This is a genomic window from Tabrizicola sp., assembly GCF_016793705.1.
GTDB lineage: Bacteria > Pseudomonadota > Alphaproteobacteria > Rhodobacterales > Rhodobacteraceae > Tabrizicola.
Map to the genome: position 1 here is coordinate 1 of NZ_JAEULO010000012.1, position 25139 is coordinate 25139.

A 25139-nucleotide genomic window follows, 5' to 3' on the forward strand; every position below is an offset into this window, starting at 1 on the left:
GGGCCAATTTTCCAGTGGCCGATAAGCAAGCGAACGGGGGCTGGCTCTGCCTGGATCCTGGTCCAGGTATCTGGCGCCCACCTGAGACCTCTGGCTCTCGGGAAAACCCCGGTCCTCACGGTTGCTGCGGGCCCGCCACCCCGACGGGGATCAGCGGCGCTGGCGTTTCATGCTGGAAGCTACCACCGGGACCGGCGCGGGGATCAGCACCGGCTCACGCACGCCATGGCCACCCTTCGGATCGTCTTCGGGTTCGGCCAACGCCATGATCCGGTAGGCGAACTGCACGCCCGAGAAGACGATACCATTGAAGACCAGCAGCATCACCACCGCGATCCAGCCGATCTCCGACGCCGCGACCAGATGCCCGATCCCCGCCACATCCAGCCAGAGAAGGCCGCCGGTGAAAGCCGCCGAGAGGACGAAACCGAGCGCAACGCTCTGGATGTAAAGGCGCACGAGCTTGGGCATCGGCATCTCCTGTCTGCCCTTGAAGCTAGGTGGGTGGAACCGGCTTGCCAAGCCCCGCGTTGGCCCCTTGCGCGAATCCGCCGCAGCACCGGACCGCCGGACCTGTGGCAAGCAGACCCGAGGGAGGACCGCCGATGAAAGCCGCAGACACGCTTTACTGCATCGCCGACGACCGCAGCTTCCGCCTCTTGCGCGGGAATGCCGGGCGGATGGAGCCGATCCATGCCGCCGGGGCCGACGATTTCGCCGATGTCTCGCACGCCCTGACCGAGCCGGGGCGCAACCGATCCGGTGGAATCAGCTTCGGGCACGAGACCGGCTCGGCGGACGAGATCGAGCGGCCCCGGCTGGCCAAGCACATCGTCGCTGCGCTGGAGGCCGAGTGGCAGAAGGGTGGCGCAGGCCGCATCGTGCTGGTCGCCGGGCCGAAGATGCTGGGCGTGTTGCGCAAGGCGATGCCCAAGGCACTGACCGAGGAGATTGCGCAGGAGATCGACAAGGACCTGTCGGACATTCCCGACCACGCCCTTGCCGCGCATCTGGCGGGTTAGGTCTCCATCGCCTCCAGCTCGTCGATGAAGCCCGCGATCATGCTCAGGCCCTTGTCCCAGAACTTCGGGTCGCTGGCATCTAGCCCGAAGGGCGCGAGCAGTTCCTTGTGGTGCATCGAGCCGCCCGCCTTCAGCATGGCGAAGTATTTCTCCTGGAACCCGGGCAGCCCGCCCGCATAGGCGGCATAGAGCGCGTTCACGAGACCATCGCCGAAGGCATAGGCATAGACGTAGAAGGGCGAGTGGATGAAGTGCGGGATATAGGCCCAGAAGGTCTCATAGCCCGGCATGAACTCGAAGGCGTCGCCCAGCGATTGCGCCTGAACGGACATCCACAGCGCGTTGATATCTTCGGGCGTAAGCTCGCCTTCGGCCCGGGCGGCATGCAGCTTGCATTCGAAATCGTAGAAGGCGATCTGGCGGACCACCGTGTTGATCATGTCCTCGACCTTGCCGGCGAGCAGGGTCTTTTTCTCCGCCGGGGTCTGCGCGCTGTCCAGAAGCGCGCGGAAGGTCAGCATCTCGCCGAACACGCTGGCGGTTTCAGCCAGGGTCAGGGGGGTGGAGGACAAGAGTTCCCCCTGCCCCGCCGCCAGCACCTGATGCACGCCGTGGCCCAGCTCATGCGCCAGCGTCATCACGTCACGCGGCTTGCCGAGGTAGTTCAGCATCACATAGGGGTGGACCGTGGTGACGGTCGGATGCGCGAAGGCCCCCGGTGCCTTGCCGGGTTTTACCCCGGCATCGATCCAGCCCTTGTCGAAGAAGGGCTGCGCGAGGTCGGCCATGCGCGGGTCGAAGGCGGCATAGGCCTCGGTCACGGTCTTCCGCGCTTCGGCCCAGTCGACAGTGCGCGGGGTCTCGGTCGGCAGGGGCGCGTTGCGGTCCCAGACCTGCAACTTGTCCAGCCCCATCCATTTCGCCTTCAGCCGATAATAGCGATGGCTGAGCTTGGGGTAGGCCGCGACGACAGCATTGCGCAGGGCCTCGACCACCTCGGGTTCCACATGGTTAGACAGATGCCGCCCGGTCTGCGGCGTGGGCATCTTGCGCCAGCGGTCGTGGATTTCCTTCTCCTTGGCCAGCGTGTTGTGGATGCGGGCGAAGAGCTTGATGTTGCGGTCGAACACTCCCGCCAGCGCATGCGCCGCCGCCTCGCGCCGCGACCGCAGCGGATCGGTCAGCAGGTTCAGCGTGGCTTCCAGGTTCAACTCTTCCGGCTCGCCCTCGACGGTGAACATCAGCCCCGCCATCGTCTCGTCGAAAAGCTTGTTCCAGGCGGAGGCGCCCACGACGCTTTCGTCATGCAGGAACTTCTCCAACTCGTCAGACAGCTGGTGCGGCCGCATCGCGCGCATCCGGTCGAAGACCGGCTTGTAGCGGGCGAGGTCGGCATTGGCGGCCAGCAGCCGGGCCAGATGGTCATCGTCCAGCCGGTTGAACTCCAGGCTGAAGAACACCAGCGGCGTGGTGGCATTCGTCACCTTGTCCTGCGCATTGCCCATGAACTGCGCGCGCTCGGGGTCGATGGTGTTCTGGTAGTAGCGCAGCCCCGCATAGGACATCAGCCGCCCGGCGATCACCTCGATCCGTTCGTATTCCTGCACGCAGGCCAGAAGCCCCGCCGCGTCCTGACGGCCGAGCCGCCCCTCATAGGTCTTTGCGAAAGCCGCGCAGGCGCGCTCCAGCTCGGCCATGTCGGCGGCGAATTCCGGGCCATCTGCGCTGGGATAAAGGTCGGTCAGGTCCCAGCTTGGCAGATCGCCAAACCCGCCCCCGCTGGCATTGGCGTCGAAAACGGGCTGGGGCAGGTTCAGGGTCATCGCGATCTCCGGCAAATGGTCACTGTCATCTATGCTTGCGCGGGCTCCGGGAAAACCCCCGGACCGCCTCCTGCGTCGCGACTTCGTCTTCTCGTCGGGTCACACCCCCGCGAGGAAGCACGAAGTCCCCGACGAGCAATCAGATCTCGACCGCCACCTCGTAGACCCGGTCCATCATCGCCTGCGTCCCCCGCACGAATTCCAGCGGGCAGGCATAGGGCACACCCTCGCGGACCGTCCGTCCGAAGGCCTCGACCTGCAACTTGTACTGGTTCGCGGTCGGGAAGCGTTCGACCGTGACCCGGTTGCCGTTCTGATGCAGCTCGACTTCCGCCATGTCGTTCACGTTGGCATTGAACGGCCCGCCTTCCAGCCGGATCATCCCCTTCGTGCCCTGGAAGGTCGCGACCTGCCGGTTGTACATCCGCATCGACGTCATCGAACCATAGGTGAAGCGCCCCTTCGGCCCCTCCATCGTGGCCGCGACCTGGGCGAAGGTATCGACCCCGTTGTCGCGGTGGATGCGGGCCGAGACGTCCACGGGTTCCGCCCCGGTGACGAAGCGCATCGAGCCGAAGGTATAGACCCCGATGTCGCGCAAGGACCCGCCGCCTGCGTCGGGCCGGTTGCGGATGTTGTCCAGGTCGGTCAGATGGAAGCTGAAGGCCACGTCCGCATGGACCAGATCGCCGATCTCGCCCGCCTCGAACCATTCCTTCGCGCGCTGCCACTGCGGATGATGGACGATCATGTAGGCCTCGGCGGCCAAGAGTTTCGTCCGGTCGCGGGCGGCGATGATCTGGTCGATCTCGCGTGCCTTCATCGCGATGGGCTTTTCGGTCAGCACATGCTTGCCCGCCGCAAGGCATTTCAATGTCCATTCCACATGCATGTGGTTCGGCAGCGGGATGTAGACCGCGTCGATGGACGGGTCGGCCAAGAGCGCCTCATAGGTCGGATGTACCGTCAGCGACGGGCAGAAGGCCTGGAACCCCGCCGCCTTGCCCGGGTCCGAGGTGGCGAGCGCCGCAAGCTCGGCCCCCTCGGCGGCATGGATCGCGGGCGCCATGTGTTCCCGCGCGAAGCGGGCCGCGCCCAACACACCCCATCTGACCGGTTTCATCACATTCCCCCTCCCTGATCCTCGCCGCCAATAGGTCAGGTTTTGCGCTAACCTTCAACCCGGCGAAAGCGCAGGAAGGTCATCAACCCGAAGGGGCGGACCTGACGCGTCTCCTCCAGCCGCAGCTTCGGGTGGCCCAGCACCCGCTCGATGGCGAAATCGGAGTGCCAGCCCAGCAGGTTCGCCAGCGGCGCGGCCAGCCGCTCGGCAAGGGTCCAGCCTTCCGTCCGGCCCGCGAAATGATTGGCGATCAGCACCGACCCACCGGGTCGGACGACGCGAGCCATCTCGTCCAGCACCCGCTCGGGTTCGGGGACGACCGACATGACATGCATCGCGGCCACATGGTCGAAGCTGGCGTCCGGAAAGGCGATCTGCCGCGCATCCATCTGGTGCAGGCCCGCCAGGTTGCGCAAGCCCCGCTTTCGCGCCTTGAGTTCCGCCTCGCGCAGCATCTCGGCCGAGACATCAATCCCCGTCACCCGGACCTGCGGCCTGTAGAAATCCAGCGCAAGGCCGGTGCCGATTCCCACCTCCAGCACCGATCCGCCCTGCGCGTTCACATGCGCCGCGGCCAGCATCCGCCCGCCCTGGGTGATCCGGCCAAAGGTCAGGTCATAGACCGGCGCCCAGCGTTTGTAGGACTTCTGGATGGCCTCTACTTGCATGCATATGATTCCCTTGAGCTTTCCGGAATGGCGAGAGTGCCGCCCTGTTCCTGGATTGCAAGCGAAAGGCGAAGGCGGCGCGGGAATTCAGCCGGCAGTCGGTTTCCGCAGGCTGCGGAGGGCCAGCCACAGAACCCCCGTCAGGTAGCCCAGGCACAGGATCAGAAGCGTGGTCCAGGGATAGGTCAGAAGCGCCGCGACCACCACCACCGCACCGACCAGCGCATAGCGGACAAGGTCGGTCGCGATGGTGATGCGCTTCAGGGAGGGCGTCCGCACCCGGCTGATCATCAGTGCGCCGATCGCCACCATCCAGGCAGCGACCAGCACCGGCGGCAGGTGCAGCACATGGTTGGTGGCATTCGAAAGATAGAGCGGCGAGAGCACCAGAAGCGCCCCGGCAGGCGAGGGCACCCCGATGAACGAGGTCTTCTCCGCCGCCTCGCCCAGGCTGGTCTTGCTGCCGACATTGAATCGCGCCAGCCGCAACATGCAGCAGACGGCATAGACCAGCACGGCAATCCAGCCGAGGCTGGTCTCGGGACGCAGGCCCCAGAGGTAAAGTACCAGCGCCGGAGTCACGCCGAAGTTGACGAAATCGCAAAGCGAATCCAGTTCCGCCCCGATGGCGCTTTCCGATTTCAGCATCCGCGCCAGGCGTCCATCCAGCCCGTCCAGCGCCGCCGCGCCGCCGATCAACAGCACCGCCAGCGTGAAGTTCCCCGCGATGGCATAGCGTATCGCGGTCAGCCCCGAACAGAGCGCCATGATCGACACCAGGTTCGGCAAGAGCTTCAGCACCAGAAGCTCGCGCTGGGGGGTCTCCGGGCGACGGGCCATCGGCTAGTCGATCCGCGCGGCGCGGGCGGGCGAGTCCTGGCCGATCAGCGCGATCACCGACTCCCCACCCACCATTGTCTGCCCCAGCGCCACCTGCGGATGCACGCCTTCCGGCAGGTAGACGTCAAGGCGCGACCCGAAGCGGATCAGCCCGAAGCGCTCGCCCGTCCGCACGGTTTCCCCCGGCTTCTTCCAGCAGACGATGCGCCGCGCGACGAGGCCCGCGATCTGCACGACGGCGATCTTGCGCCCGTCGGCCATCTCGATGGCAAGGGCGTTGCGCTCGTTCTCCTCCGAGGCCTTGTCCAGCGAGGCGTTGAAGAACTTGCCCGGCCGGTAGGCCACCGCCGTCACCCGCCCGGCGATGGGCGCGCGGTTCACATGGCAGTTGAAGACCGACATGAAGACGCTGACCCGCACCAGCGCCTCCGGACCCATTCCCAGCTCGCCGGGGGGCACCGCGCGTTCGATCAGGCTGACCACTCCATCCGCCGGGCTGACCAGAAGCCCAACGTTTTCCGGGACCGACCGCTTCGGGTCGCGGAAGAAGTAATAGCACCAGATGGTCAGTCCCAGGCCCAGCCAGCCCAACGGGTCCCAGATCCAGAACAGGATCAGCGTGGCCACGGCGAAGGCCGCGACGAACTTGTAGCCCTCGGGGTGCATGGGCTTGAGAAAGGTGTCGATCATACGCATGGCCGCCCTCCTAGCGTCATGCCGGACGCGGAGCAAACAAAAAGGCCGTGACGCGGGGTCACGGCCTTGCCTGTCAGCCCTCGCTTACGCCGGGATCGCCATGCCCTTGCCCTTGGCCAGCTCGCGCATCCGGGCCTGAAGCTTCTCGAAGGCGCGGACCTCGATCTGGCGGATGCGCTCGCGGCTGACGCCGTAGCTTTCCGACAGCTCCTCCAGCGTCACCGGGTCGTCGGCCAGGCGGCGCTGCATCAGCACGTCCTTCTCGCGGTCGTTCAGCACGGCCATCGCCTGCACCAGAAGCGCGCGGCGGGCGTCCAGCTCGTCCTTTTCCTCATAGGCCTCGGCCTGGTCGGAATCCTCGTCCTCCAGCCAGTCCTGCCACTGGGTCGAACTGTCGCCGTCCGAGCCTACTGTCGCGTTCAGCGAGGCGTCCGAGCCCGACAGACGGCGGTTCATGTCGATGACCTCGTCTTCCGTCACCGACAGGTCCTTGGCGATCTGCTTCACGTTCTCGGGCCGCAGGTCGCCTTCCTCCAGCGCGCCGACCTTGGCCTTGGCCTTGCGCAGGTTGAAGAACAGCTTCTTCTGCGCGCTGGTGGTGCCAAGCTTCACCAGCGACCACGACCGCAGGATGTATTCCTGGATCGACGCGCGGATCCACCACATCGCGTAAGTGGCCAGCCGGAAGCCCTTTTCCGGATCGAAGCGCTTGACCGCCTGCATCAGGCCGACGTTCGCCTCACTGATCACCTCGGCCTGCGGCAGGCCATAGCCGCGGTAGCCCATGGCAATCTTGGCGGCGAGGCGCAGGTGGCTCGTCACCATCTGATGCGCGGCATTGGTGTCCTGGTGGTCGACCCAGCGCTTCGCCAGCATGTATTCCTGTTCCGGCTCCAATAGCGGGAACTTGCGGATTTCCTGAAGATACCGATTCAAGCCCTGTTCCGGGCTCGGCGCGGGAAGGTTGGTATAGGTGCTCATCGTGCCCCCTTGTTTGCCCGGTGCGTCAGCGCCCCCGGGAACGCGATAACCTAAAGTAACCGCTACCCGGATGCAAGGCCCATCTCGCACCGAACGTTTAACGCAAGGTGTAGCCCCCGCCGTCGCGCGCAAAGCTTTGTGACAAGGCGGTCACGGGATTGTCAGGTCGCCACAGGCTCCCCCGTCGACCGCGTCTCGCGGACAGGCGCGGCCCCGGTGCGGACTGTCCTCACCTCAGCCCTGGTTGTCATGTTGCGGCCGCACCGACAGCCGCCCCAGTCGCGAGATCCGGTAGGGGCCGCCGCCTTGCGATGCGATCAGCCGCTTGCGCCGCAGGCGCTGGAAGACGGACATCGTGCAATCGGACAGGATCAGCCCGTCGCGGGTGACGCAGAGGATGTCGTCGACCTTGTTGCCGTGGTTGCGGGAATGGTCGATGCGCCCGCCAAGGGCGAGGACGTGCAGCACGCGGCTCGCTCGTTCCGGGAGATGTTCATGTCAGGAAGTTCCGAAGTCTGTAGCCATGCCGGACCGGACGAACGCGGATGCGCTTCGGCGGTCGTTCATGTCATCCGGTAGCCCCGGTTCAGGGGGTGGACGACGTCAGCCGGCTGCTACAGTCTCTGGCATAGGGCGCACTCCCTGGGCCAGGGCGGCCCGTGCTGCGCGGAAGGTAGACTATGGAACCTGCCCGCGCAACCGACGCAGCATTGGCGCGGGCAAACCTTTCCAAAGGCTTAGCAAAAAAACACAAGCCATTGATTTAAAAGCAATCCCGGCGTTTGTCCACCGTGGACAGGTTTGCCTCACCCCGCCCGCAGGGCCTCGATCAGCCCCGCCATGTCCGCAGGCAGGGGCGAAGAGAACTCCAGCCTTTCCCCCGTCACCGGATGGTCGAACCCCAGCGTCGCCGCATGCAGCGCCTGCCGGGGGAAGCCGTTCCCGACCGCCGCCCCCTGCCCCAGCACCGATCCCAGCCGCTTCTTCCCGCCATAGGTCTGGTCCCCGACAAGGCCATGCCCGGCATAGGCGAGGTGAACCCGGATCTGATGCGTCCGCCCGGTCTCCAGCCAGCAGTCGACCAGCGCCGCCTGCCCCGCGAACCCCTCCACCACCCGCGCCCGGGTGACGGCGTGGCGGCCCTGCTCCCAGACCACCGCCTGCCGCTGCCGGTCGGTCTTGTGCCGGGCCAGATGGGTCGCGATCCGCAGGATACCCCCCGCCTCGAAGCTGATCCCCTTCAGCCCCCGCAGCCGAGGGTCGGCACTGGAGGGCACCCCGTGGACCACCGCAAGATAGTGCCGGTTGACCGAGTGATCCTCGAACTGCCTGGCAAGGCCGTGATGCGCCCGGTCGGACTTCGCCACGACCAGCAGGCCCGAGGTATCCTTGTCGATCCGGTGCACGATCCCCGGCCGCTTCTCGCCCCCGATCCCCGAAAGGGTGTCGCCGCAGTGGTGGAGGAGCGCATTGACCAGCGTCCCCGAAGGCGAGCCCGGCGCGGGGTGGACGACCATCCCGGCGGGCTTGTCGATGACGATGAGGTCGGCATCCTCCCAGACGACCGACAGGGGAATGTCTTCGGGCAGGGTCGCGACCTCGACCGCCGGGTCGAGGCGCAGGATGTAGACCTCACCCTCCGCAACCTTCGCCTTGGGGTCGGTCACGGCCACCCCGTCGCGGGCCACCGCCCCTTCGGCGATCATCCGCATCAGGCGCGAGCGCGACAGGGCCGCTTCCTCTGGCACCGCAGCGGCAAGCGCCTTATCAAGACGCGCGGGCGCATCCTCGCCGATGGTCACGGCCAGCGACGCGTCCCCGTCCTCGAAAGGCTCCTCCATGTCCGGTCCCGCCCCGACTGTCCCCACGCCCGATGCCCCCGATGCCGCCCTGCCGCCCAGCCTGCGGCTTCTGAAATGGCTGGTCATCCTGCTGACGCTGTCGATGATCGGCGGTGTCATAACCGTGGTCTGGCTGATTGTCACCCGGATGCCCGCGACCTTTGCCCCCGCGACCCCCGTGGTGCCCGAGACGGTGGTCCTGCCCGAGGGCCGAACCGCCGCCGCCGTGACCTTCGGCCGGGGCTGGATCGCCGTCGTTACCACCGACGACCGCATCCTGATCTTCGGCGCCGACGGCAGCCTGCGCCAGGAGGTCGCGATTTCACCCGAACCCGGCCCTTGACCGACCTTGCAGCCATCGGGCTACTGTCGGAGCGATAGTTCAACCCTCCGGTGCACGCGGCTGATGTTCCCTCTCGCCTCACTCTCGAAAGCAGAAGGGGAACGGCTGCGCGAAGAGCTGGCGCGCCAGTACCGGATGCTGCGCGGCGAATTCGCGGTTCGGATGGTCTTCGTCGCGCTGGGCTACATGGTCTGCGCGCTTTATGTCAGCCCCGTCATCATGCTGGCGCTGTATATGGTCGAGTTGGTCGGCGAATTCGTCTCGCAGCGGCTGCTCCGCGGTCTCAACCCGGCGAAGTCGCCCCTGCGCTACCGGATGTTCCTTTTGTTGCTGATCCCGATGGAGGCCTCGCTGATCACCGCGGCGGGCTTGGTCTGGATGCAGGATGACCCCTATGCCAAGTCCATCGCCATCGGCATCGTCATGGGCTCGCTCCTGCACCTCTGCTCGGTGCGGTCGATCCACCTGGCGCTGGGAGCCATCGGCATGGCGTCGGTCGCAACGGTGGCGCTGGCCTTCAACACCTTGCATTGGGTGAGCCTGGGCAACTTGACGGGGCTCGCGATCTCGACCGCGACGGCGCTGGTGGCGCTCAGCTATGCGATCATCGCGATGGTGTCGAACAACCGCCTGCATCGAGCCGGAGCCGAGGCAGCGGCGGCGGCGCGCGCGGCGAATGTGGCCAAGGGGCGGTTCCTGGCGCAGATCAGCCACGAGCTGCGCACCCCCCTGAACGCCGTGATCGGGCTGAGCGAGATCGAGGCGGCAGCGGCAAGCGGCGCAACGCGCCAGCGGCTCAGGACGGTGGTGACCTCGGCGCGCGATCTGGCGGTGATGCTGGACGACGCGGTGGATTATTCGGCGCTGACCGAGGGCCGGGTCGCGATCACCCCGCGCCCGGTCGCCGTGCGCCCCGAACTGACGGCGAGCCTCCTCGTCTTCGAGTTGCAGGCGCGGCGGCAGGGCCGCGAGCTTGTGGTGGCGATGGAACGGGATGTACCGCCGGTCCTGTTGATCGACGGGCAGCGGGTGCGGCAGTGCCTGGGCAACCTGCTCGGCAATGCGCTGAAACATTCCGCGCGCGGGCCGGTCACGGTCACGGTGCGGCATGCGAAGGGCCGGTTGACGATCGAGGTGGCCGACGAGGGCAAGGGCATCGCCCCCGCGCTCCACGAGACGGTCTTCGAGCCTTTCTATCGCGGCTCGACCGAGACGCCGGGCGTCGGGCTGGGCCTTGCGATCAGCCGGGCGATCGCGCGGCAGATGGCGGGGGACCTGATCGTGGTGCCCACCTCGCAGGGGGCGACCTTCCGGCTGACGGTGAATGCCCCCGAGGCCCCGGCGGCGATCGAGACGTTGAAACCGGCCAGCCTTCGCAACTGCCTTGTGCTGGTGGTGGACGACATCGCCACCAACCGGCTGGTGGCCGGGCAACTTCTCGCGGCGGCGGGCGCGCGCGTCGTCGAGGCTTCCAGCGGCCCCGAGGCGCTGGACCGGCTGGCGCAAGGCGGGATCGACGCGGTGCTTCTCGACCTGATGATGCCGGGCATGGACGGTCCCGAAACCCTGCGCCGCATCCGCGCGGCGCATGGGCGGAAGATCCCGGTGGTGGCGATGACTGCGGATGTGCTGGCCGTCCGCAGTGACGATGCCCTACGCTTGGCGCTGGACGGGTTCCTGCCGAAGCCGATCCTGCCGGAAACCCTGCACGAGGTACTGGCCTCGGTGCTGCCGCCGGCCTGACCGATAGCGGCGGGCGATGTCGGTGGCAGGCATGACGGGAACACGGTCGCGCCGCAGGCTGGCGGAAGAGAGCAGGAGGACGGCATGATCGGAGATATGGGCGCAGCGGATGCAACCGCGCTGGCGGGGCTGGTGGCAGCGGGCGAGGTGACGCCGACCGAGTTGCTGGATGCCGCATTGGCGGCAGTCGACGCGCACAACCCCGCGATCAACGCGGTCGTGCTGATGCAGGAGGGCGTGGCGCGGAAATCCATCGCCGAGGGCCTGCCGCCGGGGCCGTTCCGGGGGGTGCCGTTCCTGATCAAGGACCTGGGCTGCGAGGCGAAGGATTTTCCCTCGCACAACGGCTCGCGGCTGTTCGCGAACACGGTCTATCCCGGTGACTCTGCGATCTTCGAGCGGATCAGGGCGACGGGGGTGGTGACCTTCGGGCGCACCACCTCGCCCGAGGGCGGCGTGGGGACGGTGACGGAAGCGGCGGTCTATGGCGGGCCGACGCGCAACCCGTGGAACCTTGACCATACCTCGGGCGGGTCCTCCGGCGGGGCGGGCGCGGCGGTGGCGGCGGGGATCGTCGCGATGGCCCATGGCTCGGACGGCGGCGGGTCGGTGCGGATACCGGCGTCCTCCTGCGGGCTTTTCGGCTTCAAGCCGACCCGCGCGCGGCTGCCGGACGGACCCTATGCAGGGGAGGGCTGGGCGGGTATGGCGATCGACGGGTTCCTCACCCGGTCGGTCCGCGACACCGCGGTGATGCTGGACGCCTGCGAGGGTCCGGACCTGGGCGCGCCCTATGTCGCGCCGCCGCTGGACCGGGGCCATGCGGCGGCGATCTCTCGCCCGCCGCGCCGTCTGCGGGTGGGCATCTGCGACACCACGCTGACGGGCGAGCCGATCCACCCGGAGGTCGCCGAGGCGGTGCGCACGGCAGGCAGGGTTCTGGAGGCGCTGGGGCACAGGGTCGAACCGGCGCGGCCCGCTGCCGATGTGCCGATGATGATGCGGGCCTGGACCGATATCGTCGGCATCGGCACGGCCTTGTCGATCCGCTCGAAGCTTGGCGACCGCCCACCAACTGCCGATGAGGTTGAAGGCGTCAGCCGGGGGGCCTGGGCCCATTCGCAGAGTCTGCACCCGACGCGCTATCTTCAGGCGGTGGGCGAAATCCACGCTTTCGGGCGGCAGATGGCGGGGTTCTTCGAGAAGGGTCCCGATGTTCTTCTGACCGCCACGCTGGCAGAGCCCCCGGCCAAGGTCGGTCGCTTCACCCCGACGACCGAGGATTATGTCGCCTATCGCACCGGGCCGCACGGCATCTTCGCCTATTCGCCGTTCTGCGCGGCCTTCAACGCCAGCGGCCAGCCCGCGGCAAGCCTGCCCCTGGGGTGGTCGTCGGGCGGGCTGCCCATCGGCGTGCATCTGGCGGCGGCCTATGGCGAGGACGAATTGCTGATTTCCCTCTGCGCGGAAATGGAGCGCGCGGCCCCCTGGGCGGGGAAAAGAGCGCCGATGGCCGGGTGAGGGGAAGGAATCGCTTGTCGGGAAAGAATGTTTCCGACCAATATGATCAAACGTCCGGGGATGAATGGGGGTATCCGTGGCCGATGAGGGTGTGATCTCGGCCCGGAATGTCGTGAAGGCATTCGGGCAAGGCGCGAACGTTGTACGGGCGCTGGATGATGTGTCGGTCGATATCCGGCGCGGGGAGTTCTTCACACTGCTCGGGCCGTCGGGCTGCGGCAAGACGACGCTTCTGCGTCTGATCGCCGGGTTCGAGATGCCGACCGATGGCACGATCCTGCTGGACGGCACCGACATCACCACCCTGCCGCCGAACAAGCGGCCGGTGAACACGGTGTTCCAGAGCTATGCCCTCTTTCCGCACCTGACAGTGGCGCAGAACATTGCCTTCGGGTTGGAGATGTTGGGCAAGCCGTCGGCCGAGGTGAAGGCGCGGACGGCGCAGATGCTGGCCCTGGTGAAGCTCGAGGCGATGGCGGGGCGCAAGACCAGCCAGCTTTCGGGTGGGCAGCAGCAGCGGGTCGCGCTGGCCCGCGCGCTCGCGCCGCAGCCGAAGGTGCTGCTGCTGGACGAACCCCTGTCGGCGCTGGACCTGAAGCTGCGCAAGGAAATGCAGATCGAGTTGAAGCGGCTCCAGACCGAAACCGGGATCACCTTCGTCTTCGTCACCCATGACCAGGAAGAAGCCCTGACCATGTCCGACCGCATCGCGGTGATGAGCGCGGGCAAGATTCAGCAGGTCGGTTCGGCGAAGGACATCTACATCCACCCGAAGAACCGCTTCGTCGCAAGCTTCATCGGCGAGACGAATTTCCTGACCGGCGAGGCCGAGGACCGCACCTTGCGGCTGTCGACCGGCGAGCGGATCGACGTCACGGGCCTGCGGGCGGGTGGCAAGGTCACGGTCAGCGTCCGACCGGAACAGCTGCGTCTGGTGGCTGCGGCCGATGGCGGGCTGGCCGCGACGGTGAAGTCGCTGGTCTATTTCGGCACCGACACGCATTGCCACCTGGCGCTGGCCGACGGCACCGAAATCGTCGCCCGCCTGCAAAGCCCGGCGTCGGGTGAGGCCGGGCTGTCCGAGGGCCAGTCGGTCGGCATCCGCTTTGCCGATGGCGCCGTGCAGCGGGTGGAGGACTAGATGAGCCCCGCCGAGGAAAACGCCGTCAGGACCTCGGCCCGCAACGGCTGGCTTCTGTCGGCGCCCGCGCTGGTCCTGCTGGCGCTGGCGGCCGCTGGTCCGCTGTTGATCGTGGCGGTCTATTCTTTCCTGTCGCCGGGGCAATACGGCAATGTGGTCTGGGACTTCTCGCTGGAGGGCTGGCGCAGTATCCTTTACACCAAGGACATCTTCAGCGAGGAGTACCTTCTCGCGGATGCGCATCTCACGATCTTCTGGCGCTCGGTCTGGCTGGCGCTGACGACGACGGTGATCACCTTCCTGGTGGGGTTCCCGACGGCCTGGTTCATCGCCACCCGGCCAGCGGCGAGCCGCCCGATCTGGCTGTTCCTGATCACCATCCCGTTCTGGACCAACCTCCTGATCCGCACCTTCGCCATCAACGAGATCATCCGGACCGAGGGCCTACTGAACCAGCTGCTTCTCGGCCTGGGATTGATCGGCGAGCCGCTGCAGATCCTTTACACCGACACCGCGGTGCTGATCGGCATGACCTATGTCTACCTGCCGCTGATGGTGCTGCCGCTCTTTGCCGCGATCGACCGCTTCGACATGCGCCTCCTCGAGGCGGGCTACGACCTCTATGCCGGGCGCTGGCAGGTGTTGCGGCGGGTCATCCTGCCGATCGTCCGGCCAGGCATCGTCGCCGGGTCGATCCTGGTCTTCGTCCCCGCGCTTGGCGCCTATGTCACGCCAAGGGTGCTGGGCGGCGGCAAGAACATGATGATCGGCAACTTCATCGAGTTGCAGTTCGGCCAGGGCCGCAACTGGCCGCTGGGCGCGGCGCTGTCGATGACGCTGCTTCTGATCGTGACGACGGCGCTCCTGTTCTATGTGCGGTCGATGAACCGCGATGGCGGGGAGGGCGGCAATGGCTGAGCGCCGCTTCGTGACCTCGCGCCTGCCGGGCTTTGCCACCGTGGCCATCCTCGCCTTCGTCGCGCTCTACCTGCCGATCTTCACCCTCGTCTCCTTCTCGTTCAACGGGGGCCGGGCGGTGAACCAGTGGGAGGGATTCTCGCTGCACTGGTATGGCGTCGCCTGGGCGAACACCGCTGTGCAGGATGCGACGATACGCTCGCTCTTCATCGCGGTGATGGCAGCGCTGATTTCGACCCTGGTGGCAACCATGGCGGCCGTGGGCACCACCCGGCGCCGCAGGTTCACCGGGCAGACCTTCATCTACGCGATGATCAACCAGCCGCTGATGGTCCCCGAGATCGTGACTGCCGTGGCGCTGCTGATCTTCTTCGCCGCGATCAAGGTCGCCACCGGCTATCAGGGCCTGGGCTACCTGATCCTCGCCCATTCCGCCTTCTGCGTACCCTTCGCCTACCTGCCGATCCGCGCCCGGCTCGAGGGGATGGATCTGTCGCTGGAAACCGCGGCGGCCGATCTTTACGCGACGCCGTGGCACACCTTCCGGCGCATCACGCTGCCCCTGATGGCACCGGGGATCATCGCCGGGGCGATGCTGGCCTTCGTCATCTCGCTCGACGACGTGGTGATTACCGAATTCGTCAAGTCGGGTGGCCAGGACACGCTGCCGACCTACATGCTTGGCCAACTGCGCCGTGGCGTGACGCCCGAGGTCAATGCGATCTCGACGATGCTTCTGGGCCTGACCGTCGTCATGCTCACGGCCTTCTTCCTTCTGACGCGGAACCGCGACTGAACCACGAAAAACCATTCACCAGGGAGACCGAAGATGAAGAAACCACTTGCGATCATCGCGCTGCTCATGGCCTCGACCGGGCTTGCCAACGCGGAAGGCGTGCTGCAGCTTTACAACTGGGGCAACTATACCAGCCCCGAACTTCTGGCCAAGTTCGAGGCCGAAACCGGGATCAAGGTCACCGTCACCGACTATGATTCGAACGACACCGCGCTGGCCAAGATCGAGGCCGGCGGCCATGGCTTCGACCTCGTCGTGCCCTCGGCCAACTACGTGCTGATCTTCGCCGAAAAGGGCCTGATCCAGGAGCTGGACCTGTCGAAGATCCCGAACCACAAGAACATCGCCCCCGAATGGATGAATGTCGAATACGACCCGGGCCGCAAATGGTCGATTCCGTGGCAGTGGGGTACCACCGGGATCGGCGTGAACACCAAGGTCTATTCCGGCGACATCAACACCAGCGCGATCTGGCTGGATCCGCCGCCCGAGTTGCAGGGCAAGGTCAACGTCACGCCGGAAATGAACGATGTGATCGCCCTTGCCACCATGTATGCGGGCGGTGAGCCCTGCAGCGAGGATCCCGAGATCCTGAAGAAGGTGCGCGACCTTCTCGTCGCGGCCAAGCCGCACTGGATGAGCATGGACTACGGCATGGAGGACAAGATGGCGACGGGCGACGTCCCGGCCTCGGTCTACTGGAACGGTGCGATCATGCGGGCGCGGCTGAAGAACCCCGACATCGCCTATGGCTACCCCAAGGAAGGCTACATCGTCTGGATGGACCAGGTGACGCTGCTCAAGGATGCGCAGAACGTCGAGGAGGCCTACAAGTTCCTGAACTTCATCGCCGACCCCGAGAATGCGGCGATGATCTCGGCCTTTGCGCGCTATGCCAACGGCATTGCCGGATCGGATGCCTTCATGCCCGAGGACATGAAGGGCGCGCCCGAGATCGTGGTGCCGGAAGAACTGAAGGCAGCCGGCCATTTCCTGCCGGCCTGCTCGCCCAAGGCGCAGGAATACATCACCGCGATCTGGACCGAGTTGCAGAAGTAAGGTCTGGATGATCTGCGGCGGGGCCGGAGGTGTGACACCCCCGCCCCCCTTGGGATATTTGGGAACGGAAGACATCATGCTGGAATGGTCCGCAACCGACCTGTCGCGGGCGATCCATGCCCGGAAGGTCGCGCCGTCCGAGGTAATGGCGGCCTGGCTCGCACAGGTGGGGGCGGTGAACCCGTCCGTGAACGCCATCGTCTCTCTGCGCGACCCCGACGCGCTGATGGCCGAGGCACGGGCGCTGGATGACGCAGCCCCGCAGGGCTGGCTGCATGGCATTCCCCTGCCGGTGAAGGACCTGGTCGCGACCAAGGGGCTGCGGACGACCTGGGGTTCGCCGGTGTTTTCCGACCACGTCCCGCTGAAGGACGATCTTGTCGCCGCGCGGGTCCGGGCGGCCGGGGCCGTGATCGCGGCCAAAACCAACGTGCCGGAATGGGGTCAGGGGTCGCATTCCTTCAACCCGATCTTCGGGGTGACGCGGAACCCCTATGACCTGACGCGCAGCGCAGGGGGGTCTTCGGGCGGGGCGGCGGCTGCCTTGGCGGGCCGGATGGCCTGGGTCGCCGACGGGTCTGACATGATGGGAAGCCTGCGCAACCCGGCGGGGTTCTGCAACGTCTACGGCTTCCGCCCGACCTGGGGCCTGGTGCCTGCGGATGCCGAGGGCGACACCTATCTGGCGACGCTTGCCACCGAAGGCCCGATGGCGCGGACCATCGAGGACCTGGCAAGGCTTCTGCTGGTGCTTGCGGGCGAAAACCCGGAAGTGCCCTTCCCGCGCACGGTTCCCGATGTACTGTCGGGGCTCGACCGGGGTGTGAAGGGCCTGCGCATCGGCTGGCTGGCCGATTGGGGCGGCGCCTACCCGATGGAGCCGGGCATTCTGGAGGCCTGCGAGGCGGCGCTGATGCAGCTTCAGGATCTGGGCGCGACGGTGGAACACATGCCCCCGCCCTTCCCGGCAGAGAAGCTGTGGTCGGCCTGGGTGACGCTGCGCGCGATGCTGAGTGCCGGCGGCAAGCGCGCCCTGGCCGAGGACCCGGCGAAGCGGGCGCTGACCAAGCCCGAGACGCTCTGGGAGATCGAGCAGGGCCTCGGCCTGTCGGCGCAGGCGGTCTATGAGGCGAGCGTGATCCGCAGCCGCTGGCACGCCCATGCCGCGCGAATGTTCCAGGACTATGACGCGGTGGTGTTGCCCACGGCACAGGTCTGGCCCTTCCCGGCCGACTGGCGCTGGCCGGAGGAGATCGCCGGCCGCAAGATGGACACCTATCACCGCTGGATGGAGGTGGTGGTGCCGGCCAGCCTGATCGGCCTGCCCGCGCTGTCGGTTCCGGTCGGCTTTGGCGCGCAGGGTCTGCCGATGGGCATGCAGATCATCGGGCGGTCGGGAGACGACGCGCGGATCATGGCCATCGGGCAGGCCTGGCATCGCGCGACGGAGTGGCCACAGAAGCAACCGCCTCTGGTGGCAGGCCCGGTTTCGCGTTAGGCCTTCCGGCAGGGGGGCAACATGCGCGTTCTCGTCATCGGTTCCGGCTCTATCGGTCGGCGGCATCACGACAATCTGGAAAAGCTGGGCGCGCAGTCCCGACTGCTGTCGTGGCGCGAGGCCGGTCCCGGCGGGGCCGTCGCCGCGATGGACGATGTCGGGGCCGTGGTCATCGCGACTGCGACCAACGTCCGCCTGCCGCTGATCGAGGCCGCCACCGCGCGCAGCCTGCCGATCTATATCGAAAAGCCGCTCGCCTTCCGTCCCGCAGAGGTGGAAGCCATCGCCGCGCTTGCCGCCCCGGTCGCGGAACGGTCGATGCTGGGCTACATGATGCGCTATCACCCGGCGGTGCGGGCGCTGGCAGGATCGGACCTGTCGGACGTTTTCCAGTTTGCGCTGACCATCGGCCATGACGTCACGCAATGGCGGGCGAACTGGCGGTTCTCCGAAAGCTATGCGGCGAAGGCGGACGGCGGCGGCGTGCTTCTGGACCTGTGCCACGAGCTTGACCTCGCGGCCTGCCTTTTCCCGGGCCTCACGGTGGCACGGGTCGAAAGCCTTGGCCATCGCGCCTTCCCGGGTGTCGACTTCGCCAGCCGGATTTCGCTGACACGCCAGGGGGTTGTCGGTGACGTGTCGATGGACTACCTGACCCCCCTTCTGCACCGGCGCACCAGCTTGCGCGGGACAGAGCGGATGCACGAATTCGACTTCGCCGCACAGGTCTATCGCGTGATCGAACCGTCCGGCCCTCGGCTCTTGGACCTTCCGCTGGAACGCAACGCGATGTTCCTCGACGCGATGCGCGATTTCCTGGCGCTGGCCTTCGGCGGTGAAACCTCAGGCAATCCGCTGATGCCGCGCCTGGACCTCTGCCTGCCCTCCGCACGGCTGGTGGCGGACGCCTGGTCGAAGCGGGTGTTCATCGGCGAGATCACGAAGGGGATTCCATGATTTTGGGCCATATCGGCGCGCGCAAGGGCTCGAAGGGCGTGCCGCGCAAGAACTTCCGGATGATGCGCGGCAAGCCGCTGATCGACTGGTCGCTGGATCAGCTTCTGGAGCATCCGATGGTGGATGCCGTGGTGGTCTCGACCGATGACGAGGAAATCTACGATCATGCGGTGGCGAAGGGGGCGGTGAAGATCGGCCTCCGCCCCGCGCATCTGGCGACGGATACCGCCGGGAAATGGGGCGTCTGGCAGCACGCGCTGGAGGCCTCTGAGGCGATGGTCGGGCCGGTCGACGCCTTCCTCGACCTCGACTGCACCTCGCCGCTGCGGCTGCCTGAAGACATCACCGCCGCGCTGGAACTTTACCAAACCGAATATCCAGACATGGTGATGAGCTGCTGCGAGGCGCGGAAGAATCCCTATTTCAACCTTGTGGAGCCGGACGCGTCTGGCGCCCTGCATGTCTCGAAGCCGCTGCCCGGTGGGGTGGTGGCGCGGCAGCAGGCGCCCGTGGTCTATGAGCATGCGGCCTCGACCTATGTGGTCTCGCCCGCCTATCTGAAACGGTCGAAGGGCCTCTGGGAGGGCCGCGTGATCCCCTACCTGATGCCGCCCGAGCGCTGCGTCGATATCGACACGCCGTTCGATTTCCGTCTTGTCGAATTTCTGATGCAGGAGGCCGGGCATGGCTGAACAACTCAAGGGGCGCACGGTCTTCATCACCGGGTCGGGGGGCGTGCTGGGCTCGACCTACGTCCGCCGGATGCTGGCCGAGGGCGCGCGGGTGATCGCCTCGGACCTGCCGGGGAAACGGGCGGAGGCCCTGGTCGCGGCGCATGGCGGGGACGAGGCGTTCCGTTTCTATCCGCTGGACGTGGCGGATGAAGATCAGGTGACGGAGATATTCCAGCGCATCCTGAAGGACGGGTGGGAGCCGAACGTCGTCCTGAACAACGCGGCGATCACCGGGGAGCTGTTGATGGGGGCGGGGCAGCCATTTCCGGATTTCGCGGACCTGAAGGTCTCGGACTGGGAGAAGACGCTGCGGACGAACCTGACGGGGCCGTTCATGATCGCCCGGCAGATGGATCGGGACATCGTGGGCAGATGGCCCTGCACGCTGATCAACGTGGCGTCGATGTATGCCCTCAACGGGGCGCATCACCGGATCTACGAGGGGATGCCCTTCAAGAATTTCTCGGCCTACGGGGTGACGAAGGCGGGGATTCACGGGCTGACGGTCTGGCTCGCCGGCTACTGGGCGCCGCGGGGGGCGACGGTGAACACGATCGCGCCGGGGGCGGTCTTCAACGGGCATTCCGAGGAGTTCCAGCGCCGGGTCGGGGAGCTGATCATGCTGGACCGGATGGCGCAGCCGGATGAGATCGCGGATGCGATGCTGTTCCTGGCCTCGGCTCAGGCGGGGTATATGACGGGGCAGATGGTCAACGTCGATGGCGGGTTCAGCGGCTGGTGAGGGGTCTGTCCACGGTGGACAATCTCTGACCATTGCATGAAATCAATGGCTTGGCTTTTTCTTTTTACCTGATCTTAACCTGTGCATCCAGCGCCGCGAGGGTCTTTTGCGTGGCACCGGAATGGGCCTTGAAGAAGGCTTCAATAGCCTCTGGCCCCGGCCCGGACCAGTCGGTCAGCGCCTGCGTCAGTTCCTCGGGCGTCTTCACGCGGAGGCAGACGCCTGCGGCGATGGCCTCGACTGCCGGATACTCGATGGTGTGGATTTCGGGGCCGACGATGACCGGGCGCTTCAGCGCCAGCGGCTCGATGATGTTGTGCGCGCCGTGCGGGGTGAAGCCGCCTCCCGTCACCACGCGGTCGGAAAGGGCGATGTAGAAATACATCTCGCCGAGGCTGTCGCCGAGGAGGATGTCGGGGCCTTGGCCGGCCGGGTGCCCCCCACCCCCATCCCCTCCCCACAGGGGGGAGGGGAGGTTCTTCGGGGTCAGCGCGGAGTCAAGGACGGCGGAGCGGCGGATTGCCTTCAGGCTTCTGGCGGCGAGCATTCCGGCCACCTCGTCGAAGCGTTCGGGCTTCCTTGGAACGTAGACCACGAAGGGTCGCGAGGGGTCTTTCAGCGCTGTGGTGATGGCGTCTAGGTAGATGTCGTCCTCGCCCTCCACCGCAGAGGCGAAGGTGAGGACCGGGCGGTCGCCCGCAAGCAGGGGGCGGAGCGTCCGGGCGGCGGCGAGTTGCGCGGGGGGGATCGGCTGGTCGAAGCGGAGTTCTCCGGTGACATGGATGTTCGGCACGCCCACCGAGGCGAAGCGTTGCGCTTGCAGGTCGGACTTCACGAAGGCCCCGGCATAGGCTTGCATCAACTTGTGACGGAGTGTGAGCTTCGCGTCGCGGGCCATTGATTTCGTGGGGTATTGCGCGTTGCACATGAAGAGCGGAACGCCCGCCCTGCGCGCGGCGAAGATCATCCGGGGCCAGATCTCGATTTCCATCACCAGACCGGCGCGGGGGCGGAAGGCGCGGAAGAAACCGGCGTAGGCCCAGGCGGTCTCGAACGGGACCCAGACGGCGGCGAGCCTACCGGCGGCGATCTCGGCGGCGAAGATGCGGTCGGCCTCGCGCCGGCCAGCCGGGGTGAAATGGGTGGTGACGACCCTGTCGCCCCGGTCGAGGAGCGCGCGGATCAGCGGGACGGCAGAGCGCATTTCGCCAAGGCTGACGGCATGGACCCAGACCGTGCCGGGCAGGCGCTGGCGGTAGCGACCGAAACGTTCGGAAAGGTGTTGCGCGTAGAGCGGGTCTTTCCGGCCTCGCCGCCAGAGGTAGACCAGCACCACCGGCAGACCGAGGTGCCAGAGGAGCGACCAGAGGCGAAGGAAGAGCCAGAGCCTCATGCGAGCCCGGCCAATTTCAGCAGGTCGGTGGCGAGGGGGGCGAGTGCGCCTTGGGCTGTGTCGGAGAGGGCCTTGGCGCGGGCGGCCATCGCGCTGTGGTCGGCGGTGAGGGCGGCGATGACGGCCTCGGGTTGCACCGGCTGGGCCGCGCCCGCCTGATGCAGGGCGGCGAAGTCGGTGGCGAAATTCGCGATGCGGGGGCCGTGCAGCATGGCGGAGCCGAGGGCAGCGGGTTCCCAGGGGTTGTGGCCCTCGGTCGCCCCGAAAGTGCCGCCGATCAGGCAGGTGGCGCAGAGGCGATACCAGAGGCCCATCTCGCCGAAGGTGTCGGTGATCCAGACATCGGCGGTGGGACCCTGCCCTGCGTTGCGGCGGGTGGCGGTCAGGCCGTGCTCGGCGGCGCGGATTGCGATTTCGGCGCCGCGATGCGGATCGCGGGGCGCGATGAGGAGTAGCGGGCGGGGATGGGCGGCGCGGAGGGCGGAGAGGGCGACGAATTCATCCTCCGGGTGCGAGGAGGCGAGGAGGACGGGGTTTCGGCCGGTCAGGGCCTCGCGCGCCTCGGCCAGCCTCAAGGGGTCGGCGGCAAGCGGCGGGGCGGCGGCCTTGAGCGAGCCGGTGACGGAAACCCTCTTCGCCCCAAGGGCTTGCAGGTGGCGGGCGGTGGCCTCGTCCTGTGCGGTGATCAGGCGGAAGCGGGCGAAGAGGTCGGCGTAGAGGCCGGTCCAGCGGCGGCGGCGGGCGTAGGCTTCGGCGTTCATCCTTGCATTGACGAGAGCCAAGGGGATGCCGCGCGCGGCAGTCGCGGTGACGGCGCCGGGCCAGAGGTCCTGCTCGGCCCAGACCGACAGCGCGGGGCGCCAGTGGTCAAGGAAGCGGGCGAGGTAGCCGGGGGCGTCGAGCGGCAGGAACTGGTGGCGGGTGCGGGGCGGCAGGTTCTGCGCCAGCACCTCCGCCGAGCCGCGGGTGGTGGAGGTGACGAGGAATTCCGCGTCGGGGGCCTGTCCGGCCAGCGCCGCGATCAGGCCCCGCAGCGCGAGGGTTTCGCCCAAGCCCACGGCGTGGAGCCAGATCAGGGGGCCGTCGGGGCGGGGAAGCGAGGGTTCGCCCAGCTTTTCCCGCCAGCGGTCGGGGAGGTCCTTGCCCTTGGCGAGGCGGCGTTTGAGGAGAGTGGGGGCGACAAGCGGGATGGCGCGGGTCAGCGCCAGGGCAAGGCGCAGTTGTGCGCCCTTGGGGTCAGAGGTGGTCACGGAAGGCCTTCTGCAGGCTCACGGCCCAGAAATCGGGGCGGGCCAGCACCTCGACGAAGCGGTCGGCGGCGGAGCCTTGGCCGAAGCCTTCGTGCCGGTCGGCGGGGCGGCCCCAGTGGGTTTGCAGGAAATCGAGGATGGTTGCGCGGTCGGCCGCCTCGCAGGCGATGACGGAGGGGGCGTCGGAGCGGTTGGTCTGCCTTGTGCCGATGTCCAGCGAGGGGAGGCCGAGGAAGGGCGCCTCGCGCACCCCGGCGGAGGAGTTGCCGACCATGCAGGCGGCATTCTTCATCAGTTCGGAGAAATGCGAAAATCGCATCGAGGGGAGGATACGGAAGCGGTCCTTGGGCAGACGGTCGAGGACCTGGAAGATGGCCCGCGAGCCGGGGTCGTTGTTCGGGGCGATGGTGACGAAACTGCGCCCCGAGGCTTCAAGCGCGCCGAAAAGGTCCGCAGCCTGCTGGCCGATCGTGTCCTGCTCGCTGGTGACGGGGTGGAAGGTGGCGATGCCGTAGTCGGCGAAGGGGATGGCGTAGCGGTCCTGCACCTCGGCCAGGGTGACGCCGGAGGGGCGGGCGTGGAAATCCAGCTCGGGCGAGCCGATGGGGTGGATGGTCTCGGGCGGTTCGCCCAGCGCCATGACGCGGCGGGCGGCGGCCTCGGAGGAGACGAAATGGTGGGTGCAGAGCTTGGTGTTGCAGTGGCGGAAGACCTCGTCGATGGTGCCCGAGACCTCGCCGCCCTCGACATGGGCCGAGCGGATGTAGTTGGTCGCGGCGACCAGCGCGCCCGCCAGCGCCTCGATCCGGTCGCCGTGGAGGACAACGAGGTCGGGTTTCATTTCGCGGACGTAGGCCGAGAAGCCGGTGACGGTGCGGGCGAGGACGGCGTCCTGCGGGTCGCCCTCGGCCTGGTTGACGAATTCGTGGGCAGCGATGCCGGGCATGCGGCGCACCTCGTTCCGGGTGAGGCCGTAGCGGTCCATCATGTGCATGCCGGTGACGAAGAAGGTCACCAGATGCCCCGCATCGCGCGCGGCGGCGGCGAGCGGCTGGAGCTTGCCGAAATCGGCGCGGGTGCCGGTGAGGAAGAGGAGGTGGCGGGTCATGGGTTACATCTGGCTGCGCCCATCTGTCTAACCCCCGACGCGAACGCAGCGCAAGGCGGGCGGAACCGATTGCGGAGGCAGGGCTGTCGTCCTATCGTCATGATGGCGTTGCAATTCCGGGCCTTGATGTCAGTCACCCAGTCACTTCGGGCACATATCGGTCGCAGGCTACGCCCGCGCCAGGAGGTGATGGTCCACTCTGCGGATGACCTGGTGGAGTTTGCCCACTGGATCGAGAGGCCGCAGTTGCGGCTGCTGGTGCCACCTGGCCTGCTGCGGATGCAGGGAGCCTTCACCTATGGGCCGGAGCATCCGTTTGTCGCGGCGACAACCCAAGGCGCGACGGTGTTGCGCGACTTCTATGCGGGCTGCCAGCCCTCCTCCATATGCAGCTACTACGGGATCGAGGGCGGGGGCCGTGCCGGGGCCGATCTGCCGCCCTGGGAGATCCCCTGGTACGGACGGCATTCGCGCCGACCGCCGCCGGGAGAGCTGGACCTTGGTCCCGAACATGGCGTGAGCTTCTATGGCCCGGTGACAGAGAGCAAGATCGCGCTGGAAATGCGGCGGCTGGAGCGGCTGGCGCAGGGCATCGGGCAAGACGGCTACGACCCGGACGCCTTCGGCGACATCGAGGGCTACATCCTGGACGACGGGAGCGGCGCCGCCTTCTTCGTCAGGGGCGGCAAGCACCGGGCGGCGGTGCTGAGCGCGCTGGGATACAGCCATGTTCCCGTCGCCTTCCGGTCGTCATGGCCACGGCTTGTCCATATCGCCGACGCCGCCCGCTGGCCGCTGGTGCGGTCGGGACAGATGGAAATGTCGCTGGCGAAGGAGATTCTTGAAGTCTATATCCGGGGCCGGACGCAGTGACGGGATGACGATGGACAAGCTGCTTGAGGCCTATTCGGGCGACAAGGCGCGCGGGTATGACGCGCGGCG

The 25139-nt window shown here is 67.1% G+C and carries 25 protein-coding genes; 13 read left to right on the forward strand and 12 right to left on the reverse strand.

Annotation, left to right across the window (positions count from 1 at the left end; translation table 11 throughout):
- Positions 1-150: 150 nt before the first annotated feature.
- Positions 151-471: a hypothetical protein gene (locus JNJ68_RS02050; protein WP_294978296.1), complete on the reverse strand. Its 321-nt coding sequence runs from the start codon at positions 469-471 to the stop codon at positions 151-153.
- 134 nt (positions 472-605) lie between these two features.
- On the opposite strand from JNJ68_RS02050, the gene JNJ68_RS02055 reads away from it, so the two are divergent.
- A complete protein-coding gene (locus tag JNJ68_RS02055; RefSeq protein ID WP_294978299.1) occupies positions 606-1022 on the forward strand; it encodes a host attachment protein in 417 nt (138 codons plus the stop codon).
- Here the strand turns inward: JNJ68_RS02055 and JNJ68_RS02060 are convergent.
- The 8 genes from JNJ68_RS02060 to JNJ68_RS02095 form a co-directional block, all read right to left on the reverse strand.
- On the reverse strand, positions 1019-2845 hold the full coding sequence (locus JNJ68_RS02060) for a M3 family oligoendopeptidase (RefSeq protein WP_294978302.1): 1827 nt from the start codon (positions 2843-2845) through the stop codon (positions 1019-1021). The two genes, JNJ68_RS02055 and JNJ68_RS02060, sit on opposite strands and share 4 nt — an antisense overlap.
- Before the next feature lie 139 nt (positions 2846-2984).
- Positions 2985-3968 carry a Gfo/Idh/MocA family oxidoreductase gene (locus JNJ68_RS02065; RefSeq protein WP_294978305.1) on the reverse strand — a complete coding sequence of 328 codons (984 nt, stop codon included), beginning with the start codon at positions 3966-3968 and terminating at the stop codon, positions 2985-2987.
- A gap of 47 nt (positions 3969-4015) precedes the next feature.
- Positions 4016-4636 carry a methyltransferase domain-containing protein gene (locus tag JNJ68_RS02070; protein ID WP_294978309.1) on the reverse strand — a complete coding sequence of 207 codons (621 nt, stop codon included), beginning with the start codon at positions 4634-4636 and terminating at the stop codon, positions 4016-4018.
- A gap of 87 nt (positions 4637-4723) precedes the next feature.
- Complete coding sequence (gene pssA / locus JNJ68_RS02075; RefSeq protein WP_294978312.1) at positions 4724-5476, reverse strand: CDP-diacylglycerol--serine O-phosphatidyltransferase; 753 nt, start codon at positions 5474-5476, stop codon at positions 4724-4726.
- A 3-nt stretch (positions 5477-5479) separates the two neighbouring features.
- Entirely contained in the window at positions 5480-6208 is a 729-nt protein-coding gene (locus tag JNJ68_RS02080; RefSeq protein WP_294978315.1) for a phosphatidylserine decarboxylase, read from the reverse strand.
- Between the two features lie 48 nt (positions 6209-6256).
- A complete protein-coding gene (gene rpoH / locus JNJ68_RS02085) occupies positions 6257-7153 on the reverse strand; it encodes an RNA polymerase sigma factor RpoH (RefSeq protein WP_294978317.1) in 897 nt (298 codons plus the stop codon).
- 234 nt (positions 7154-7387) lie between these two features.
- Positions 7388-7621: a YjhX family toxin gene (locus tag JNJ68_RS02090; RefSeq protein WP_294978320.1), complete on the reverse strand. Its 234-nt coding sequence runs from the start codon at positions 7619-7621 to the stop codon at positions 7388-7390.
- A gap of 338 nt (positions 7622-7959) precedes the next feature.
- Positions 7960-8994 (reverse strand): RluA family pseudouridine synthase, encoded by a 1035-nt coding sequence (locus JNJ68_RS02095; RefSeq protein ID WP_294978323.1) that lies wholly within the window; start codon positions 8992-8994, stop codon positions 7960-7962.
- On the opposite strand from JNJ68_RS02095, the gene JNJ68_RS02100 reads away from it, so the two are divergent.
- From JNJ68_RS02100 to JNJ68_RS02150, 11 genes are all read left to right on the forward strand, one after another.
- Positions 8993-9337 carry a DUF6476 family protein gene (locus JNJ68_RS02100; protein WP_294978326.1) on the forward strand — a complete coding sequence of 115 codons (345 nt, stop codon included), beginning with the start codon at positions 8993-8995 and terminating at the stop codon, positions 9335-9337. The genes JNJ68_RS02095 and JNJ68_RS02100 overlap by 2 nt on opposite strands.
- Positions 9338-9400: 63 nt before the next feature.
- Positions 9401-11080, forward strand: coding sequence for an ATP-binding protein (locus JNJ68_RS02105; protein ID WP_294978328.1), 1680 nt, complete (start codon positions 9401-9403; stop codon positions 11078-11080).
- Between the two features lie 84 nt (positions 11081-11164).
- Complete coding sequence (locus tag JNJ68_RS02110; RefSeq protein WP_294978330.1) at positions 11165-12601, forward strand: amidase family protein; 1437 nt, start codon at positions 11165-11167, stop codon at positions 12599-12601.
- Between the two features lie 76 nt (positions 12602-12677).
- Positions 12678-13742: an ABC transporter ATP-binding protein gene (locus JNJ68_RS02115; RefSeq protein ID WP_294978334.1), complete on the forward strand. Its 1065-nt coding sequence runs from the start codon at positions 12678-12680 to the stop codon at positions 13740-13742.
- Positions 13743-14660, forward strand: coding sequence for an ABC transporter permease (locus JNJ68_RS02120; RefSeq protein WP_294978336.1), 918 nt, complete (start codon positions 13743-13745; stop codon positions 14658-14660).
- Positions 14653-15456 carry an ABC transporter permease gene (locus tag JNJ68_RS02125; RefSeq protein ID WP_294978340.1) on the forward strand — a complete coding sequence of 268 codons (804 nt, stop codon included), beginning with the start codon at positions 14653-14655 and terminating at the stop codon, positions 15454-15456. Before JNJ68_RS02120 ends, JNJ68_RS02125 begins: the two co-directional genes overlap by 8 nt.
- Before the next feature lie 33 nt (positions 15457-15489).
- Positions 15490-16515, forward strand: a complete 1026-nt coding sequence (locus JNJ68_RS02130) for an extracellular solute-binding protein (protein WP_294978343.1) — start codon at positions 15490-15492, stop codon at positions 16513-16515.
- 76 nt (positions 16516-16591) lie between these two features.
- Complete coding sequence (locus JNJ68_RS02135) at positions 16592-18013, forward strand: amidase (RefSeq protein WP_294978345.1); 1422 nt, start codon at positions 16592-16594, stop codon at positions 18011-18013.
- 21 nt (positions 18014-18034) lie between these two features.
- Entirely contained in the window at positions 18035-18970 is a 936-nt protein-coding gene (locus JNJ68_RS02140; RefSeq protein ID WP_294978348.1) for a hypothetical protein, read from the forward strand.
- The gene (locus JNJ68_RS02145; RefSeq protein ID WP_294978351.1) at positions 18967-19662 is read left to right on the forward strand and encodes an acylneuraminate cytidylyltransferase family protein; all 696 of its coding nucleotides are present in this window, start codon (positions 18967-18969) and stop codon (positions 19660-19662) included. Before JNJ68_RS02140 ends, JNJ68_RS02145 begins: the two co-directional genes overlap by 4 nt.
- Complete coding sequence (locus JNJ68_RS02150) at positions 19655-20446, forward strand: SDR family oxidoreductase (protein WP_294978354.1); 792 nt, start codon at positions 19655-19657, stop codon at positions 20444-20446. Before JNJ68_RS02145 ends, JNJ68_RS02150 begins: the two co-directional genes overlap by 8 nt.
- Before the next feature lie 64 nt (positions 20447-20510).
- On the opposite strand, the gene JNJ68_RS02155 is transcribed toward JNJ68_RS02150, so the two are convergent.
- The 3 genes from JNJ68_RS02155 to neuC are packed head-to-tail and all read right to left on the reverse strand — an operon-like array spanning position 20511 to position 24197.
- Positions 20511-21839: a glycosyltransferase N-terminal domain-containing protein gene (locus JNJ68_RS02155; RefSeq protein ID WP_294978357.1), complete on the reverse strand. Its 1329-nt coding sequence runs from the start codon at positions 21837-21839 to the stop codon at positions 20511-20513.
- Positions 21836-23089, reverse strand: a complete 1254-nt coding sequence (locus tag JNJ68_RS02160; protein ID WP_294978359.1) for a glycosyltransferase N-terminal domain-containing protein — start codon at positions 23087-23089, stop codon at positions 21836-21838. Before JNJ68_RS02160 ends, JNJ68_RS02155 begins: the two co-directional genes overlap by 4 nt.
- A complete protein-coding gene (gene neuC / locus JNJ68_RS02165; RefSeq protein WP_294978361.1) occupies positions 23076-24197 on the reverse strand; it encodes a UDP-N-acetylglucosamine 2-epimerase in 1122 nt (373 codons plus the stop codon). Before neuC ends, JNJ68_RS02160 begins: the two co-directional genes overlap by 14 nt.
- A 189-nt stretch (positions 24198-24386) precedes the next feature.
- Here neuC and JNJ68_RS02170 point away from each other — a divergent pair, with 189 nt between their 5' ends.
- On the forward strand, positions 24387-25070 hold the full coding sequence (locus JNJ68_RS02170) for a hypothetical protein (RefSeq protein WP_294978364.1): 684 nt from the start codon (positions 24387-24389) through the stop codon (positions 25068-25070).
- The last annotated feature ends 69 nt before the right edge of the window (positions 25071-25139 follow it).